The organism is Haloferax gibbonsii ATCC 33959 (genome assembly GCF_000336775.1).
GTDB classification, from domain to species: domain Archaea; phylum Halobacteriota; class Halobacteria; order Halobacteriales; family Haloferacaceae; genus Haloferax; species Haloferax gibbonsii.
Genome location: NZ_AOLJ01000024.1, coordinates 168457 through 184830, shown reverse-complemented (window position 1 = coordinate 184830; position 16374 = coordinate 168457). Strand labels below are relative to the sequence as shown.

Annotated in this window: 15 protein-coding genes and 1 pseudogene; 9 read left to right on the top strand and 7 right to left on the bottom strand. The window is 63.7% G+C overall.

What is annotated here, in order from left to right; genetic code table 11:
• Positions 1-170 precede the first annotated feature (170 nt).
• Positions 171-1757 carry a uracil-xanthine permease family protein gene (locus C454_RS16270; RefSeq protein WP_049905232.1) on the top strand — a complete coding sequence of 529 codons (1587 nt, stop codon included), beginning with the start codon at positions 171-173 and terminating at the stop codon, positions 1755-1757.
• Between the two features lie 62 nt (positions 1758-1819).
• Positions 1820-1933 (top strand): annotated as a pseudogene (locus tag C454_RS21275) (plastocyanin/azurin family copper-binding protein); the annotation flags it as partial.
• A 21-nt stretch (positions 1934-1954) separates the two neighbouring features.
• Here the strand turns inward: C454_RS21275 and C454_RS20845 are convergent.
• Positions 1955-2092, bottom strand: a complete 138-nt coding sequence (locus C454_RS20845; RefSeq protein ID WP_004977346.1) for a hypothetical protein — start codon at positions 2090-2092, stop codon at positions 1955-1957.
• Positions 2093-2172: 80 nt separating this feature from the next.
• The gene (locus tag C454_RS16265; protein ID WP_004977345.1) at positions 2173-3393 is read right to left on the bottom strand and encodes a mechanosensitive ion channel family protein; all 1221 of its coding nucleotides are present in this window, start codon (positions 3391-3393) and stop codon (positions 2173-2175) included.
• Between the two features lie 96 nt (positions 3394-3489).
• Between C454_RS16265 and C454_RS16260 the strand changes: the two genes are divergently transcribed.
• The 5 genes from C454_RS16260 (at position 3490) to C454_RS16245 (ending at position 8104) form a co-directional block, all read left to right on the top strand.
• On the top strand, positions 3490-3984 hold the full coding sequence (locus C454_RS16260) for a metal-dependent hydrolase (protein ID WP_004977344.1): 495 nt from the start codon (positions 3490-3492) through the stop codon (positions 3982-3984).
• 77 nt (positions 3985-4061) lie between these two features.
• A complete protein-coding gene (locus tag C454_RS16255) occupies positions 4062-4640 on the top strand; it encodes a peroxidase-related enzyme (RefSeq protein ID WP_004977343.1) in 579 nt (192 codons plus the stop codon).
• 239 nt (positions 4641-4879) lie between these two features.
• Positions 4880-5380, top strand: coding sequence for a hypothetical protein (locus tag C454_RS20425; RefSeq protein WP_152421549.1), 501 nt, complete (start codon positions 4880-4882; stop codon positions 5378-5380).
• A 1886-nt stretch (positions 5381-7266) separates the two neighbouring features.
• Positions 7267-7710 carry a hypothetical protein gene (locus C454_RS16250; RefSeq protein WP_049905231.1) on the top strand — a complete coding sequence of 148 codons (444 nt, stop codon included), beginning with the start codon at positions 7267-7269 and terminating at the stop codon, positions 7708-7710.
• 199 nt (positions 7711-7909) lie between these two features.
• On the top strand, positions 7910-8104 hold the full coding sequence (locus C454_RS16245) for a cold-shock protein (protein WP_004967996.1): 195 nt from the start codon (positions 7910-7912) through the stop codon (positions 8102-8104).
• 139 nt (positions 8105-8243) lie between these two features.
• Here the strand turns inward: C454_RS16245 and C454_RS16240 are convergent, their stop codons facing one another.
• The 4 genes from C454_RS16240 to C454_RS16225 all read right to left on the bottom strand — a co-directional run bounded on the left by C454_RS16240 (position 8244) and on the right by C454_RS16225 (position 13446).
• On the bottom strand, positions 8244-9740 hold the full coding sequence (locus tag C454_RS16240) for a cryptochrome/photolyase family protein (RefSeq protein WP_004977340.1): 1497 nt from the start codon (positions 9738-9740) through the stop codon (positions 8244-8246).
• A gap of 49 nt (positions 9741-9789) precedes the next feature.
• Positions 9790-10584: a creatininase family protein gene (locus tag C454_RS16235; RefSeq protein ID WP_004977339.1), complete on the bottom strand. Its 795-nt coding sequence runs from the start codon at positions 10582-10584 to the stop codon at positions 9790-9792.
• A gap of 69 nt (positions 10585-10653) precedes the next feature.
• The gene (locus C454_RS16230; protein WP_004977337.1) at positions 10654-12261 is read right to left on the bottom strand and encodes an acyl-CoA synthetase; all 1608 of its coding nucleotides are present in this window, start codon (positions 12259-12261) and stop codon (positions 10654-10656) included.
• A gap of 63 nt (positions 12262-12324) precedes the next feature.
• Positions 12325-13446 carry a bactofilin family protein gene (locus C454_RS16225; RefSeq protein WP_004977336.1) on the bottom strand — a complete coding sequence of 374 codons (1122 nt, stop codon included), beginning with the start codon at positions 13444-13446 and terminating at the stop codon, positions 12325-12327.
• A gap of 193 nt (positions 13447-13639) precedes the next feature.
• Here C454_RS16225 and C454_RS16220 point away from each other — a divergent pair, with 193 nt between their 5' ends.
• Positions 13640-14614: an aldo/keto reductase gene (locus C454_RS16220; protein WP_004977335.1), complete on the top strand. Its 975-nt coding sequence runs from the start codon at positions 13640-13642 to the stop codon at positions 14612-14614.
• Positions 14615-14657: 43 nt separating this feature from the next.
• Positions 14658-15152 (top strand): hypothetical protein, encoded by a 495-nt coding sequence (locus C454_RS16215; protein ID WP_004977334.1) that lies wholly within the window; start codon positions 14658-14660, stop codon positions 15150-15152.
• Here the strand turns inward: C454_RS16215 and C454_RS16210 are convergent.
• Complete coding sequence (locus C454_RS16210; RefSeq protein WP_004977333.1) at positions 15128-16345, bottom strand: MFS transporter; 1218 nt, start codon at positions 16343-16345, stop codon at positions 15128-15130. The two genes, C454_RS16215 and C454_RS16210, sit on opposite strands and share 25 nt — an antisense overlap.
• Positions 16346-16374: the final 29 nt, after the last annotated feature.

The window sequence follows — 16374 nt, the reverse complement described above, 5'->3', positions numbered from 1 at the left end:
GGTTCCCCGTCTTCGAACGTCCGTGTCGGTCGGTCACGCGTCACGAATGAAACCGGTGAAACAAAGTCGTTACCCCCCGAACGCGCGCGAAAAGCAGGACATATATAGTCTGAACAAAATCCTCGGACAACCATGCCCGGGAGCGAACCACCACACACGGGGGGACGGTCGTGACGGACGACTCCTCTCCCTCCTCGTTCGTGCAGTACGGTATCGACGACAAACCACCCCTTCCGACCGCTCTCCTTCTCGGCGCCCAACACTACCTCACCATGGTGGGCGCGAACATCGCCGTCCCCCTCATCCTCGCCGGAGCCCTCGGCATGCCCGCCGACGTGGTGCCGCGGTTCGTCGGGACGTTCTTCGTCGTCTCCGGCATCGCGACGCTGATGCAGACGACGTTCGGGAACCGCTACCCCATCGTGCAGGGCGCGCCCTTCTCGATGCTCGCGCCGGCGCTCGCCGTCATCGGCGTGGCGACGGCGGCCGACCAGTCGGGCGTCGCGTGGCAGAGCGCCCTCTTGCAACTGCAGGGCGCGATTATCGTCGCGGCCGTCGTCGAGGTGTTCGTCGGCTACTTCGGCCTGCTCGGACGTCTCCGAAAGTTCATCTCGCCGGTCGTCATCGCGCCGACCATCGCGCTCATCGGGCTGTCGCTCTTCAACGCCCCGCAGGTCGCGTCGGCGACCAACAACTGGTGGCTCCTCGGCCTGACGCTCGCGCTCATCGTCCTGTTCTCGCAGTACCTCGACACCGCGCACCCGGCGTTCAAGCTGTTCCCGGTGCTGCTCGGCGTCATCGTCTCGTACGTCGTCGCCGCCGGCCTCTCGGTCGCGGGGGTCATCGCCCCCGGCGCGGCGGGCTACGTGAACCTCCAGACGGTCGTCGAGGCCCCGGCGCTCATGCCCATCTACCCCCTGCAGTGGGGCTTCGCGGGCGGCGCGGGGACGACGACGGTCGCGCTCCCTGTCGTGGGCTCGGTCGCCTTCGGCATCCCGCAGTTCACGACCTCCTTCATCATCGGAATGCTCGCGGGCGTCGCGGCCTCGATGGTCGAGTCCTTCGGCGACTACCACGCCGTCGCCCGGCTCTCGGGCGTCGGCGCGCCCTCCGAGCGCCGCATCAACCACGGCATCGGCATGGAGGGCGTGATGAACGTTTTCTCGGCCGTCATGGGCGGTAGCGGCTCGACCTCCTACTCCGAGAACATCGGCGCTATCGGTCTCACCGGCGTGGCCTCCCGCTACGTCGTGCAGGTCGGCGCAGTCGTGATGCTCATCATGGGCTTCGTCGGCTACTTCGGACAACTCATCGCGACGATTCCCGACCCCATCGTCGGCGGCCTCTACGTCGCCATGTTCGGCCAAATCGTCGCCGTCGGCCTCTCGAACCTGAAGTACGTCGACCTCGACTCCTCGCGTAACGTGTTCATCGTCGGCGTCGCCATGTTCGCCGGCCTCGCCGTCCCCGCCTACATGGGCAACGTCGGGAGCGCGGCGGCGTTCCGCGAGGGGATGCGGCAGGTCGCGCTCGTCGGCCCCGTCCTCGGGACCCAACTCGTCGCCGACACCGTCTTCGTCATCGGTTCGACCGGTATGGCAGTCGGCGGCCTCATCGCCTTCTTCTTCGACAACACCATCGCGGGCACCCGCGCCGAGCGCGGCCTCGAAGAGTGGGAAGACACCGTCGAAGACGACGGCGACTTCGAGTCGGCGCTGGACCGGTTCCGCGGCGACGAGTCGGCGACGGCCGACTGAAGCGAGCGCCGCACAATCTTTTTGACCCGCGTGAAATCGGATTCTCTGCGATAATCAGGCAGGTCTACTCTAGCCAGTCCTACAGCCACACCTTCGAGACGGCCGGCGAACACGCGTACGACCGCGTGCCCCACGAGGCCGCCGGCATGACGGGCACTATCGTCGTCGAGGAGTAGAATCGTCGTCGAGGAGCGGGCTCAGCTCTCGTCGCGGCCGGTCCGTCCGAGCGCGACGAGCACGAGGTAGCCGACGAACCCGGCGACGAACAGCAAGGCCGGAATCGCGAAGGGACCGAACGTCTCGATGAGCCCGTCCACGGGGCCGAGTTGGAGCATATCCGAGCCACGGCCGCGCCGCGGTTAACGTTCCCGGCGGGCGGTCGTCGCGGGCGTTCGCGGCGGCCGACGCCGGTCGCTCACTCGTCGTAGGCGCTGTCGTCTTCGTCCGTCGTCGCTTCCGCGTCCGCGTCCGCGTCCGCGACTTCGTCGGCCGCGCCCTCGCCCGCCACGTCGGGGGTGCGAGCCGGTTGCCGGACCCCGCCGTTCGAGAGTCCGGCCGCGGGCGACTGCCGGGTCGCCTCGGCGTCCGTCGAGTGGACGTGCACGTCTCGCTGGGGGAACGGAATCCCGATGCCCGCGTCGTTCAGGCGCTTGTATATCTCGCGGTTGAGGTTGTGCGTCGCCTTCCCGCGCTTGAGCGGGCTGTTGACCCAACAGACGAGTTCGTACTCCAGCGCGTCGGGGCCGAACCGGCGGAACCGCGGGCGCGGGCGGGGCGCGTCGAGAACGAGCGGCTCGTCGAGGGCGATATCGGTCAGGAGCTCTTCGAACTCGTCCACGTCGGTGCCGTAGGCGACGCCGACCGGGACCTTCAGCCGGCGGCGGCGGTTCGGCGCGGACTCGTTGATGATTTTCGCGGCGTTGAGCACCGAGTTCGGCACCGTCACGAGCAGTTCGTCGCGGGTGAGAAGCGTGGTCGAGCGGATGCCGACCTTGACGACGGTGCCGGCCTCACCGGAGTCGAGGACGACGTAGTCGCCGATTTTGTAGGTGTCGTCGAAGTACAGCGCGATGCCGCCGAAGAAGTTGGCGACGGTGTCTTTCGCGGCGAAGCCGACGGCGATGCCGGCGATGCCCGCGCCGGCGAAAAGCGGCGTGATTTCGATGCCCCAGATGTACAGCAGCGCGCCGATGGTTCCGACCGAGACGACGATGGTCCAGACGTTCGAGAAGACGGGCGCGAAGTCGTAGCGACTGCCCTTGTCCTTGACCGCCTCGACGAGGCGGTTGACGAGGCGGTTGAGCGCCCACGCCCAGACGACGATGCCGACAGACAGCGACGGCAGGCCGAAGAAGTCGTTGAGTGTCGCCGAATCGACGACGAGCGCCTCGGCGACCGCGGGGGCCCTGGAGAACAGGAAGATACCGGTCAACGAGACGGTGACGACGATGGGCCACCGAAGCTCTTGGACGACGATGTTGTCGAGCGAGGTCTCGGTTCGGCTGGTGTACTGAAACAGGAGGCGGATGACCACCTTCTCCATGACGAACGCGCCGCCGACCGAGATGAGAAGCACGAGGGCCGTCACCTCAAGCGCCGACAGGCCCGAGAGGAACGACGAGAGGTGTTGGCTCATGCCGCGGAAATCGCGGCCACCGGGGATAACGATTGCTCCCCTGACGGTCGCGGAGGCCGAAAGGTTTTGTTCGCCGCGGGCGCGAGGGCACACCAGATGTACCGATTCGGTCACTGGGGCGTCTCGCTCCTCGTGTTCGCCCCCCTCGGCTTCGCGCTCGTGCAGGCCGGCCGCCCGGAACTCGCGTTCGCCGCCGGCGCGGCGATGTGCTGGCTGGCGATGCTCCCCGACTACGACATGCGCGTCCCCGGCATCTCCCACCGCGGGCCGACCCACACGGTCCTGTTTGCGGCCCTCGTCGGCGGCGTCGGCGGCGGCGGCGCGTACCTCCTCGCCAGCAACGCCGGCCAACCCGAGGCCGCGGCGACGGCGCTCGGCGCGTTCGGCTTCGCCGTGGGCGCGCTCACCGTCCTCGCGCACCTCCTGGCCGACGTGCTCACGCCGGCCGGCATCCGCCCCCTGTGGCCGCTTTCGTCCCGGAAGTTCACGCTCTCGTTGTGGACCGCGGACAACACCGTCGCCAACTACGGCCTGTTCGCCGTCGGCGTGTTCGCCGTGGCCGCGGCGGCGTACCTCTCAGTCGCGCTCTGAGCGACCCCGGACTCGGGACGGCGAGCGCCCCTCGAACCTGAGGAATCGTTAAGGTCCGCCCGGGAGAGCGGAGACGCATGGACGACGACGCCATGCGCCGCTTCCCGGTGCCCGACCGCGACGACCTCCCGGACGACCTGCGCGAGCGCATCGACGACGAGACCGAGCGCGCCGGCTTCACCCCGAACGTCTTCGCCGCCTTCGCGTACAAGCCCTCGCACTTCCGGCCCTTTTTCGAGTACCACGACGCCCTCGTCGAGGACACCGACCTCGAACGCCACGAGGTCGAGATGATAATCGTGGCCGTCTCCGGCGTCAACCACTGTTACTACTGCAACGTCGCCCACGGCGCGCTGGTCCGCATCTACGCGAAAGACCCGCTGCTCGCGGACCAACTGGTCGCCAACTACCGCACCGCCGACATCCCCGAGAAGCACAAGACGATGCTCGACGTGGCGGTGAAACTCACCGAGTCGCCCGTCGAGGTCGGCGAGGACGACCTGCAGCGACTCCGCGACGCCGGCTTCTCCGAGGAGGCGGTCTGGGACATCGGCGCGGTCACGGCCTTCTTCAACCTCAGCAACCGCATGGCGATGTTCGCCGACATGCGGCCGAACGAGGAGTTCCATACTCTAGGACGTGGAGATTCTGTGTAGGTCATACGATCTCTGTGTTCAAGTGAACTGATGGAGGAAGACAAACAGATTAAGTCCGATATCTAAAAGAATATGGACATGACTGGTTGAGTGTCAGACGAGACCGTTTACGGCTCGTTTCTGTCAATTGGATGATATTTATTGAGTACGATTTCTAAAGAGAAAAATCCATGCACTTCATATCCAGCGCAGTACATGTAGAGCTAGATTTATCAAGATAGACACAATTTCACATCTTAATGTCTGTTGGGCGGATAATCACACAGGGAGGTCCTGGTGGAAGTATTATTGGAATTTACACATTAGTTAGCGCCTCTTTTTGGTTTCCGAGTTATACAATCCAGGATTATGTTATTGTAGGAGCTCTTGTGGCACTCCTATTTCCACTACTCATTGAACTCACTAGTGATCGCGCTATTCAGTTCATTGCGTATCCGATCATCAAAGGTGCAAAAGCCGAAATTGATGAGAAAATCGGAGATGAGCATATGTACTATGGTCATGAGGACAAAAAAGACGAATTGACCGATCTTGATGACAAAGTCTACCGATATACTGTGTTGACCTACACCGGTGGGGTAGTTGCTGTAACATTGCCGGGTCAAGTTTATTATTTCTCAGATCTGTCTATGACTCTACCATCACTATTGATTTCACTATTATTCTTCTTTTTATTTTCATACATGCCATATAACAAAATAAAAAAGATTATTGAGTCGTCACCGAAACTGTATGATTAACGAATGAGAATTTCAGGAATATATACAAGACGGTTCGCAAAGGAGGAGTACGATGGGTTTTCAAACTCGGAAATCGATGGTGAAGACTTGCTCATTCTGGGGGGAAACAGAACCGGAAAAACACTAACATTCAATTCTCTCCTCTACAATCTCTTTGGTCCCACTCACACAATTGATTTGTCGACAGGTCATGGTAACGACGTCACGATTGAGTTTGACGACGAAATGCGGTTCAAGAGAGGACAACCAGAGAATATACTGACAGTTGGTGGAGAGGAATTGTCTAGTCAAGAAGCAGAAAATAAACTTCATGAAAAACTGGGCGAAGACCTAACTAACGACCTCCCCCTGTCGACACTGATAAAATCCCACTTCCTCCACACTCACCCGAACCGGTTACCGCTGAGTAGTTTGAGTAAACAACAGCGTTTAGCTATCGCTCGCGGAGTTGTTGACAAATCGAAGCAACAAGATATTGAAAGCAAAGAGCAAGAGCTTGAGGACCTCCACGATGAATTACACTCTACAAGGGAGTCCCTTCGGCGGAGTCGTGAGGATAGACAAGAAGTAGAGAATCAATTAAATAGTGCCAAGAATCAACTCAAAAAGTACCAAAACATTTCAACACTTTTGGAATCAGGCGAACTCGCCGAGATATCGGAGAATCTTCAAGCGAATGAAGAGATTCAGCGCTCACTCGAAGAAGAGTTTAAAAAGAAAGAATCGAACCGGCAACGCCTCAGGCAAAAATCCAAACTCAAAAACAGGTGGGAGAAGTATAAGGATAATGAGAAGAAGACGATTATAGCACAAGCAGTAAATGACTTTGTTTGTCCCGCGTGTAGCGACCGAGTCCCGGTTGAATTAGCAGAGACGAGGCTATCGTCATCTAGATGCCCGTTCTGTGCTGTAGAGGGTCGTGGAAATGATCTCGATACGGACGTGGAACACAAAGTCCAACGAGCACAATCTGAAGTAGATGAATTAGTCGAAGAGATCGAGTCGATAAAACGTGATGTCGAAGAAATTGATGAGAGAATTGAAAACCTGAAGAGTCAACAACCAGGTCTAGAAGAGGTAACTTCATTCGTTGAACGTAAACTCCGTGAGCATGATTTTGACTTGGCTCCGTTAGAAGAAGAGGTTGAGATACAAGTCGAGAAGAATCAATCCACGGTGAACGAAGCAGAATCTCTGTTGGAAAGTGTGGTGACCGGGATACAGAGTGATGAAGAATCAATCGAATATCTCCAGGAAAGTATCGACGAGACCCAGAAGAAGATTGTAGAGCTTCGAGAAGAAAGCATTGAAAAAGAAATCAGCGAATTTTCACAACGCTGGGAAAATATATTCCAATCTGCTGCTGGAGAAATCGGTCTGAATATCCGGCTCACAGAACAAGGGGATGTCGAAATTCCAGGGAATGAAGGTCCTAGATCGTATGATACGGCAGGTGATTTAAGTGATGCTGAGATTTGGTTCTTAAACATCTCTTTTGTCGTCACAATCAACAGATTTGCAAGAGAGAATGGCCTAATCAATTGGAGTGTTATTGTTCTGGATGAGCCGTTCTCCAGTATAGATTCAGATCTGTCTCTTATACANGATTTAAGTGATGCTGAGATTTGGTTCTTAAACATCTCTTTTGTCGTCACAATCAACAGATTTGCAAGAGAGAATGGCCTAATCAATTGGAGTGTTATTGTTCTGGATGAGCCGTTCTCCAGTTTAGATTCAGATGGTCGAAAAGAGTTATTGGAGTTCATAGAGGACGCAGACGAACAGTTCATTTGCACTTCATCAGAGGAAGCGTTGAAGTCTCATTTCCCAATGTTCGGAGAGCTAACGCGTCAAACGATACAAGCATCACTTGGGAGGTTTTCTGAATGAAGGACCGAGAAGGAAAGAACCATCCTCATCTTTTGATGTTGGATGAGTTTGGTGGTGAGATTGAGGGCGAGCTCAAGTTCAATAAAAGCCTGTATCAGTATCGACACAGAGCAGTCTCTGAAGAAAACTGGGCATTTAAAAGAGAACAATGGGGACCAACCGACCCAGGGTTCACTAGTATCATGGACTCGATGGACGACTTGAATCTGACTGATAATTCTGACGACGAACCAATTCACATTTTCAGAATTACGTCGAAGGGGAGACAGGTAGCGTCAGGAATCAAAAGAGGGTTGGGGAAATTAGACCCTGGCTTTTCAGAGAAGCTTGACACAATCTCGTCTGTCGCGCATCGAAATAAGAACCGTAGTGGTTCGGAGATCGTGGAAGACGATGACATTCAGGAAGCGAAGGAAGAGACGTACCAGTCTAACGTATAAAATAAATATCACTTCACCTCCTCTGTGGCTGGGGGGTTATCGTCAGTATTCCCTTCACAACAAAGTGTACAGGGATGAGTTCCACACGCTCGGCCGAGAGCCGCGCGACGACTGACTCGGAGGGTAGTAAACAGTACCACGGTCTGTGGTATCAATCGACGGAATCCTTATGGCCGATAGCGGTGCATTTCGACACGCAATGGCGAAAGGTAAGGTTGCATTCTTCAAGTCCTCCGGCGGCTACGGCTTCATCGAGACCGAAGACCACGACGACGACGTGTTCTTCCACATGGAGGACATCGGCGGCCCCGACCTCGAAGAGGGTCAGGAAGTGGAGTTCGACATCGAGCAGGCCGACAAGGGCCCGCGAGCGGTCAACGTCACGCGACTCTGAGTCCGGCGCGTTCCGCCCGACGACGACTCGACAGCGAACAGAGTTCTGCATTTTCACCCCGCCAGCCGCGGCGTTCGCGCCCCGCGGTCGCCGGTCTCGGTCGGGTCGTGGTCGCTCGTCGTCGCTTCGGTCGCTCGCCTCAGAGCGTTCCCGCTCGGCCCATCCGCCGAATCTCGTCGGCCCGCGCCCGGATGGCGTCCCACTCGTCGTCGTCCTTCCGGTCGACGTGGGAGTACATGAGCCCCATCCGGCCCGTTCCCCGGAGGCGTTCTTCGTTCTCCTTCAGGAAGTCCCAGTAGAGCGCGTTGAACGGGCAGGCGTTCTCGCCGGTCGTCTTCGACACCGCGTAGGGACACGACGAGCAGTAGTCGGACATCTCGTTGACGTAGTTCCCCGACGAGGCGTAGGGCTTCGACGAGAGCACGTCGGTGCCGAACGAGCCCATGGCGACCACGTTCGGCGTCGTCACCCAGTGGTACGCGTCGACGAAGCCGAGGTGGAACCAGCGGTCGAGTTCCGCCGGGTCGACCCCGTAGACGAGCGCGAAGTTCGAAAGCACCATCAGGCGCTCGATGTGGTGGGCGTAGCCGCGGTCGCGGACGTGACCCACGGCCTCCGAGAGACAGCGCATGTCCGTCTCGCCGGTCCAGTACGCCTCCGGGAGCGATTCGGTCTGGTCGAGTTGGTTCGCCGCGGCCAGTTCGGGCATCGACCGCCGGTAGACGTGCCGCACGAACTCCCGCCAGCCGAGGACCTGCCGGACGAACCCCTCGGCGCTGTTGAGCGGGGCGTCGCCCGCCTCGTAAGCTTCCTCGACCGCCTCGACCGCCTCGCGCGGGTGGAGCAGGCCGAGGTTGATGGCCGCCGACAGCAGGGAGTGACAGAGCGCCCACTCGCCGTCGACCATCGCGTCCTGATACGGGCCGAACTCGGGAAGGCGGACCTCGACGAAGTGCGACAGCGCCTGCTTCGCCTCCTCGCGCGTCACCGGCCAGACGAACGGTTCTGGCGACCCCCACGCGTCGGGGTAGCGCTCGCGGACGAACCCGATGACCTCGCGCGTCGTCTCGTCCGGTTCGAACCGCGGGGCCTCGGGCGGCGTCCACCCCTCCGGCGGCGTCTCTCGGTTCCGGTCGTCGTAGTTCCACTCGCCGCCGACGGGGCCGTCGCCGTCCATCAGGACGCCCGTCTCCCGGCGGGCGTGCCGGTACCAGTGTTCCTGTCGGTAGGCGTCGGCGTCGCCGGCCCAGTCGTCGAAGTCGGCGGGCGTCGTGAGAAACAGGTCGTTCTCGACGAGCGTGAGCGACCCGCCGCGGGCGGCGACGAGTTCCCGAAGCCGCTCGCCCGCGCCGTGACTGGGCGGGTCCATCGCGACGAGGTCGTCACCCGGCGCGGCGTCGAAGTAGCGGTCGAGCCCCTCGCCGAACGTCTCGGCTTCGACGTAGGTCACCTCGTACCCGCGCTCGCGGAGGTCGTCGCGGAAGTGCCGCATCGCCGAGAAGACGAGCGCGAGCTTCTGGGGGTGGTACGGCAGTCGGTCGCCGAAGGCGTGGGCCTCTATCATCAGCACGCGGTCGTCGGACTGCAGCGGCGCGGCCGACGGGTCGAGTTGGTCGCCGAGGACCCAGACGGTCATAGGCGTCCCTTCGGCGGCGGAGAAAAGAGCGTGTCGGCCAGTCGATTGATTAGCGACGCGAGCCCGGTTGCGGGTCGACGTGCGCGGGCGCGAGCAGGTCCGCAATCGGCTGGTCGTCGAGCCACGACAGCAGGCGGACGAGCTGGTCCGCCGCGGCCTCGAACAGTTCCTCGCCGGCTTCGGGCGACGCGTCGGTCTGGTCGCCGAAGACGCCGTTTCCGGAGTTCTCGACGGCGTCGTAGAACGTCCGCGCGCCGTGTTCGCGGAGGTGGGCGTCGCTCAGGTCCACGACGCCGCCGTCGCGGGCCGAGTCGAGTTCGCCCTCGCGGACGAGGTCGCGGGCGATGTGCATGATCATCGAGGTCTCCTTCGGCCCGCCGTGGGGGCCGGGGTGGTCGAACAGGTCCGTCACGAGGTCCGGAATCGACTCGTCCCACATCCACTCGATGGCGTACATGGTGCCGTCGTCGCGGAGGCGGCGACCGACCTCCCGGAGGTGCTGGACGTTGCCGCCGTGGGCGTTGACGAACACGACCCGGTCGACGCCGTGGTACGCGAGGTTCCGCGTCATCGACTCCACGTAGTCGCGGAACTGCGGCGCGTCCACCCACATGGTCCCGTGGAACTGGCGGTGGTGCGGGCTGACGCCCACGTTGACGGTCGGCGTGCAGAGGTAGCCGGTCCGGTCGGCCGCCTCGCGGGCCAACGCCTCCGCGATGAGGTGGTCTGTGGCGAGCGGGAGGTGCGGGCCGTGCTGTTCCGTCGAGCCGAGCGGCACGACCGCGAGCGACGATTCGGCCACGTAGTCGCCGAGTTCGGGCCACGTCTGGTCCGCGATGTACATGGGCGTCACCAAGCGACGACGCCTAAAGAAAGGTGACAAAGGGGAAATGGGTTCCCCGGGCGACGCGGCTCAGTCCCGTTCCTGCGAGCGCAGTTCGATGCGGCGAATCTTCCCCGAGGAGGTCTTCGGCAGTTCGGCGACGAACTCGATTTCGCGCGGGTACTTGTACGGGGCCGTCTGCGCTTTCATGAACGACTGGAGTTCGTCCACGAGGTCGTCGGAGCCCTCGTAGCCGTCGGTGAGGACGACGAACGCCTTGACGATGCTGCCGCGCTCCTCGTGCGGGCTGGCGACCGCGGCGGCTTCCGCGACCGCCTCGTGGGAGACGAGCGCGTCTTCGACCTCGAAGGGGCCGATCCGGTAGCCCGCCGAGATGATGATGTCGTCGGCGCGCCCCTCGAAGAAGAAGTAGCCGTCCTCGTCGCGGGAGGCGAGGTCGCCGGTGCGGTAGTAGTCGCCCGAGAACGTCTTCTCGTCGAGGTTCGGCTTCTCGTAGTAGCCGTCGAAGATGCCGGGACAGCCGACCGGGACGGCGATTTCGCCGATTTCGTCGACGCCGACCTCCGCCTCGTTCTCGTCGATGATGGTCGTGCCGAGGCCGGGCGTCGGCTTGCCCATGCTGCCGGGTTTCACGTCGATGCCGGGGTAGTTCGTGAGGAGCGCGACCGTCTCGGTCTGGCCGTAGCCGTCTCGCGGGATGACGCCGAACGCCTCGCGGAACGCCTCGATGGGTTCGCGGTTGAGCGGTTCGCCCGCCGACAGCGCCTCTTTCAGTCGGAGGTCGTACGAGCCGAGGTCGCGCTGGGCGAACATCCGGTACTGGGTCGGGACGGCGCAGAGGCGGGTGACGCCCTCTTCTTCCATGATGTCGAGGAACGCGCCCGGTTCGAAGTCGCCGCGGTAGACGAACTGGGTCGCGCCGGTCGTCAGGCCGACGCCGACGGGGCTCCAGAACCACTTGGCCCAGCCGGTTCCGGTCGTCGCCCAGAGCAGTTCGTCGGAGAGGTCGTCGTCGGCCGTGACGCCCCACCAGTAGGGGGCGTTGACGAGTTCGAAACAGCGCATCCAGCGGTGGCGGTGGCGGACCGGCTTGGGCTGGCCGGTCGTCCCCGACGTGTAGTTGATGGACATCGGGTCTTCGGCCCGGAGGTCGGGGCCGTCGTGGTCGGCGGACTCGTCGGCGACGAGGTCGGAAAACGAGGTCCAGCCGTCGGCGTCGCCGCCGAGGACGACGAAGTTCGAAAGCGGCGTCTCGTCGCGCACCTCGTCGACCATGCCGACGAGCGACTCGTGGACGACGGCGGTCGTCGCCTCGCAGTCGTTCGCGCGGAACGCGATGTCCTTGGGCTTGAGCATCGAGGAACTGGGGACGAGCAGCGCGCCGCGCTTGAGCGCGCCGAGCTGGACGGCGAACACGTCGGGGTCGCGGGGAAGCAGGTGGATGAGCCGGTCGCCCTTCCCGACGCCCATGGATTCGAGCGCGTTGGCGAAGCGGTTCATGTCGTCCCGGAGGTCGCCGTAGGTCCGCTCCTCGCGGCCGCCGTCGGCGTCGCGGAACTTCAGGGCGACGCGGTCGCCGAAGGCGTCGGCGTGCGATTCGATGACCGCGGGGATGTTGTAGTCCTCGGGGATGTCCCACTCGAACGATTCCGACTCGGCCTCGTACTCGACTGCCATGGCTCGACAGACAGAACAGACCATAATAATTGTTCGTCCGGATTGTGCGAGGTCGCCGAGCCGTCAGGCCATCGGCGAGCCTTCCTGGGGGCCCTCACCGGGGGCGCTCACGCCCTCGTCGCCGTCGTCGGCGGACTCCCCGCGGAGCGCCAGCGCGAACGCGCCGAGGCCGACGAGGAGGACGACGAATTCGAGGATTCCCCCGAGGGGGACGAAGTCGAGGACGGCGAGGACGAACAGGCCGGAGAACAGCGCGGCCCAGCGGTTGTCGTAGTCCGCGAGCGACAGGAGCCACGTCCCGAGGACGAGCGCGCCGTAGATGCCCGCGACCCAGAGGGCGAGGACGAATCCGACCCCGCCGGCCAGCGAGAGCGGGATGCCCACGATGGTCAACAGCAGGAGCAGCAGGACGATGGGTATCGCGACGATGGCGAGGAGGCCGACACCGCCGCTCCGCACGGCCTTCTTCGTCCCGAGGCCCGTCACGCGGCGGGCGAAGTCGGGAGCGACGAGGACGATAATCGCGCCGAGGACGAAGTTGGCGAGCAGCCAGTAGCCCGAGACCACCCAGCCGGGGATGACCGGGGCTTCGAACTGGCCGAACTGGAACGGCGCGCCGGCGACGACGGGACTGGCGACCACGAGGTCGTCGACCTGTCGCACGCCGCCGTCGACGACGGCCGCGGAGTCGACGGTCGCGGTCGTCGCGTCGTATTCGAGCGAGCCGCCGACCCGAGCGGTCGGGCCGACGGCGAACTCGTCGGCCCCGACGCGGACGTTTCCGGCGACCGCGCCGTCGAGCTGGACGGTGCCGCCGGCGGCGTCTAACGACCCGCCGATGTCGGCGGTGTCGCGGACGAACACCGCGCCGCCCGCGAGGCTCACGTCGCCGCCGACGGTCCCTTCGAGGGTCGCGGAGCCCGCGACGCCGTCGAGGTTCCCGTCGACGGTTCCGGTCTCAGTCAGGAGGACGGTCCCGGCCGTCGCCGACACGTCGCCGGTCACCGTCCCGGCGATGACGACCGTGCCGCCGACGGCTTCGAGGTCGCCGTCGACGGTCTCGCCTTCGCCGACGACGACGGTCCCGCCGGCCGCCGGCCCTTGTTGTGCGGCCGCGACGCCCGCGAGCGACCCCACCACGAGGAGACTCAGGAGGACCGCGACCAGTTGTTTCGTTGTGAACATCGGAATCACCGAGGCAACGCCTCGGATGAATGATACGACTCGCAGCGGCATAAATCGAGAGAGACGGTTTCAAACCCCGAGAAACGGCCGTTTTACCTGAATCTCGTGAGTCGACGACCGGCCGAGAAGGGAGGGTCCCCGCCGCGGCTACCGCTTGGTCCACCTTTTTGCCGACTCGCGGGGATGTTCCGGCATGGAGTACACGACGCTCGGAAACACCGGCATGGAGGTCTCCCGCATCTGTCTCGGCTGTATGAGCTTCGGCACCCCGGAGTGGCGCGAGTGGGTCTTAGAGGAGGAGGCGGGCCTCGAACTGGTCGACCGCGCCATCGAACTCGGTATCAACTTCTTCGACACCGCGAACATGTACTCGAACGGCGAGTCCGAGCGCGTCCTCGGGAAGGCGCTGGAGGGCCGCCGAGACGAGGCCGTCGTCGCCTCGAAGGTGTACTTCCAGATGGACGAAACCGACCCGAACTCCGGCGGCCTCTCGCGGAAGGCCATCGAGCAGGAACTCGACAACTCGCTGGACCGCCTCGGGATGGACAGCCTCGACCTGCTGCAGATTCACCGCTACGACGACGACACGCCCATCGAGACGACGATGCGCGCGCTCGACGACGCGGTTCGCCGCGGCAAGACGCGCTACGTCGGCGCGTCGTCGATGTGGGCCCACCAGTTCGCCGAGGCGCAGTACACCGCCGACTCGCTCGGACTGGACCGCTTCGCCACGATGCAGAACCACTACAACCTGCTCTACCGCGAGGAGGAACGCGAGATGCTCCCCCTCTGCGAGAAGCAGGGCGTCGGCGTCATGCCGTGGTCGCCGCTCGCCCGCGGCTACCTCACCCGCCCCCACGAGGAGTTCGAGGCGACGACCCGCGGCCGGACCGACGAGCACGCCAAGGGCCATCCGTACTTCGAGGGCGGCGGCCGCGAAGTGAACGAGCGCGTCGAGGAACTCGCCGACGAGAAGGGCGTCAAGATGGCGCAACTCGCCCTCTCGTGGGTGCTCCACAAGGACTGGGTGGACGCGCCCATCGTCGGCACGAGCAGTATCGAACACCTCGAAGACGCGGTCGAGGCCCTCGACATCAAGCTCTCGGACTCCGACATCGACTACCTCGAAGCGCCCTACCGTCCGGTTCGCGTCTCCGGGCACGACTAGGGCCAAGGGAAACAGCCTTCAGCACCCGCCGAGAGCGTCGGTTGTGTACCGGACACTCGCTCGAATCGCCCGCGACGAGCCGGAGACGGCGATTCTCGGCGTCGAGTCGCTCCTCGCGGCCGGCGTCCTCCTCGGCGTCGCGCTGACGCTCGTCTCGCCGCTCGCGTCGTCGCTCCCGCTCGCAGACGTCGGCTTCGGGCTCGCGGCCGCCGCGACGGTGCTTCTCACGGTCGCCTCGCTCCTGGCCGCGTCGCGGCGAATCGCCCTCCTTCTCACCGGCCGCGGCGGTCTGCGAATCGAGACGTTCTGGCGGCTCCTCGAACTGCTGCTCGCGTTTCTCGTCGCCGGCATCGTCGCGTTCGCGGTCCAGCTCGGCGAGTTCGCGGCGACCGTCCCCGACCCGCGGGGCGGCGGCGTCTTCGTCGGCCTGTTCTTGGCGTTCGTCCTCGCGGGCGTCGGCCTCGCCGTGGTCGTCTGCCTCCGCGGGATGTGGCTCGTCGTGAACGCCGAGCTTCAGTCGGCGCTCGACGGGGTCTGAGCCGCGCCGATGCCGTCGAGTCGCTTCACCGCCCGGAGCGCGACGACGGCGATTGCGACCTCGGCGAAGCCGACGACGAGGAACGACGGGAGGTAGCCGACCGCGTCGGCGACGACGCCCCCGACGAGGAAGCCGGCGAGGAAGCCGAGGCTTCCGAAGACGTTGAACCCACCGAGGGCCGCCCCGCGCTCGCCCGGCTCGGCGAGGTCGGTCACGAGCGCCATCGTCGCGGGCGCGACGAGCGCGCCGAAGACGCCGACGACGACCATCAGGCCCGCCGCGAGTTCGAAGACGGGGGCGAGCCCGACCGCGATGATGGCAACCCCGTAGAGCATCGACCCCGCGACGACGGGGACGAACCGGCCGACGCGGTCGGACAGCGACCCGAGGGGGTACTGCAGGAGCGCGAAGGGGACGAAAAAGAGCGCCAGCACCCCGCCCGCGACGGCGGCGTTCGCGCCGAACGTCTCGCGGAAGTAGTACACGCCGACGAGGGCGAAGAAGCCGGCCGTCATGCGGTCGATGAAGCCGAAGGCGTAGGGGACCGCGAACGCCGGGCGCGCGGCCAGTTTCTTGAGGACGACGCCGACGCCGACGCGGGTCGAATCGGGCGTCCGGTCGGTGACGGTCGTGACGAGCAGCGCGACGGCGGTGAGCGCCGCGGCGGACGCGTACAGCGGCGCGAGCGGGTCGATGGTGGTGAGTTGGCCGCCGACGACCGAGCCGAGCGCCGCGCCGAGGCCGATGGCGATGCCCGCCGCGCCCATGTTCCGTCCGTTGCCTCCGGAGAGGTCCGCGAGCATCGTAATCGACAGCGAGAACGCGCCGATGGTCATCGCGCCGCCGACGAGGCGGACGGCGAGGACCGCGCCGAAGGTCGCGTCGAGCCACGGGAGCGTCGCGAGCGCGAGGAGCGCGACGTAGCTGGCCGCGCCGCCGAGCGCGCCCGCGACGATGAGCCACGTCCGCCGACCGAGGGCGTCCGAGAGCGCGCCCCAGACGCTGGAGAAGGCGACGAACGAGGCGAACTCCGCGACGAGAAACAGCATCCCGGCCGAGAGGTCGTACTCCCCCTGTCCGCCGCCGAGGGCGGTCACGAGGTCGGAGACGCCCGGGTAGAGGAGCACCTGCGAGACGAGGACGCCCCAGACGGCGAGGGCGAGTGTCGCTCGTTCGCGGCGCGTCGAGTCCATACGGGGTCGGTCGGTCCGGACGAAAATAG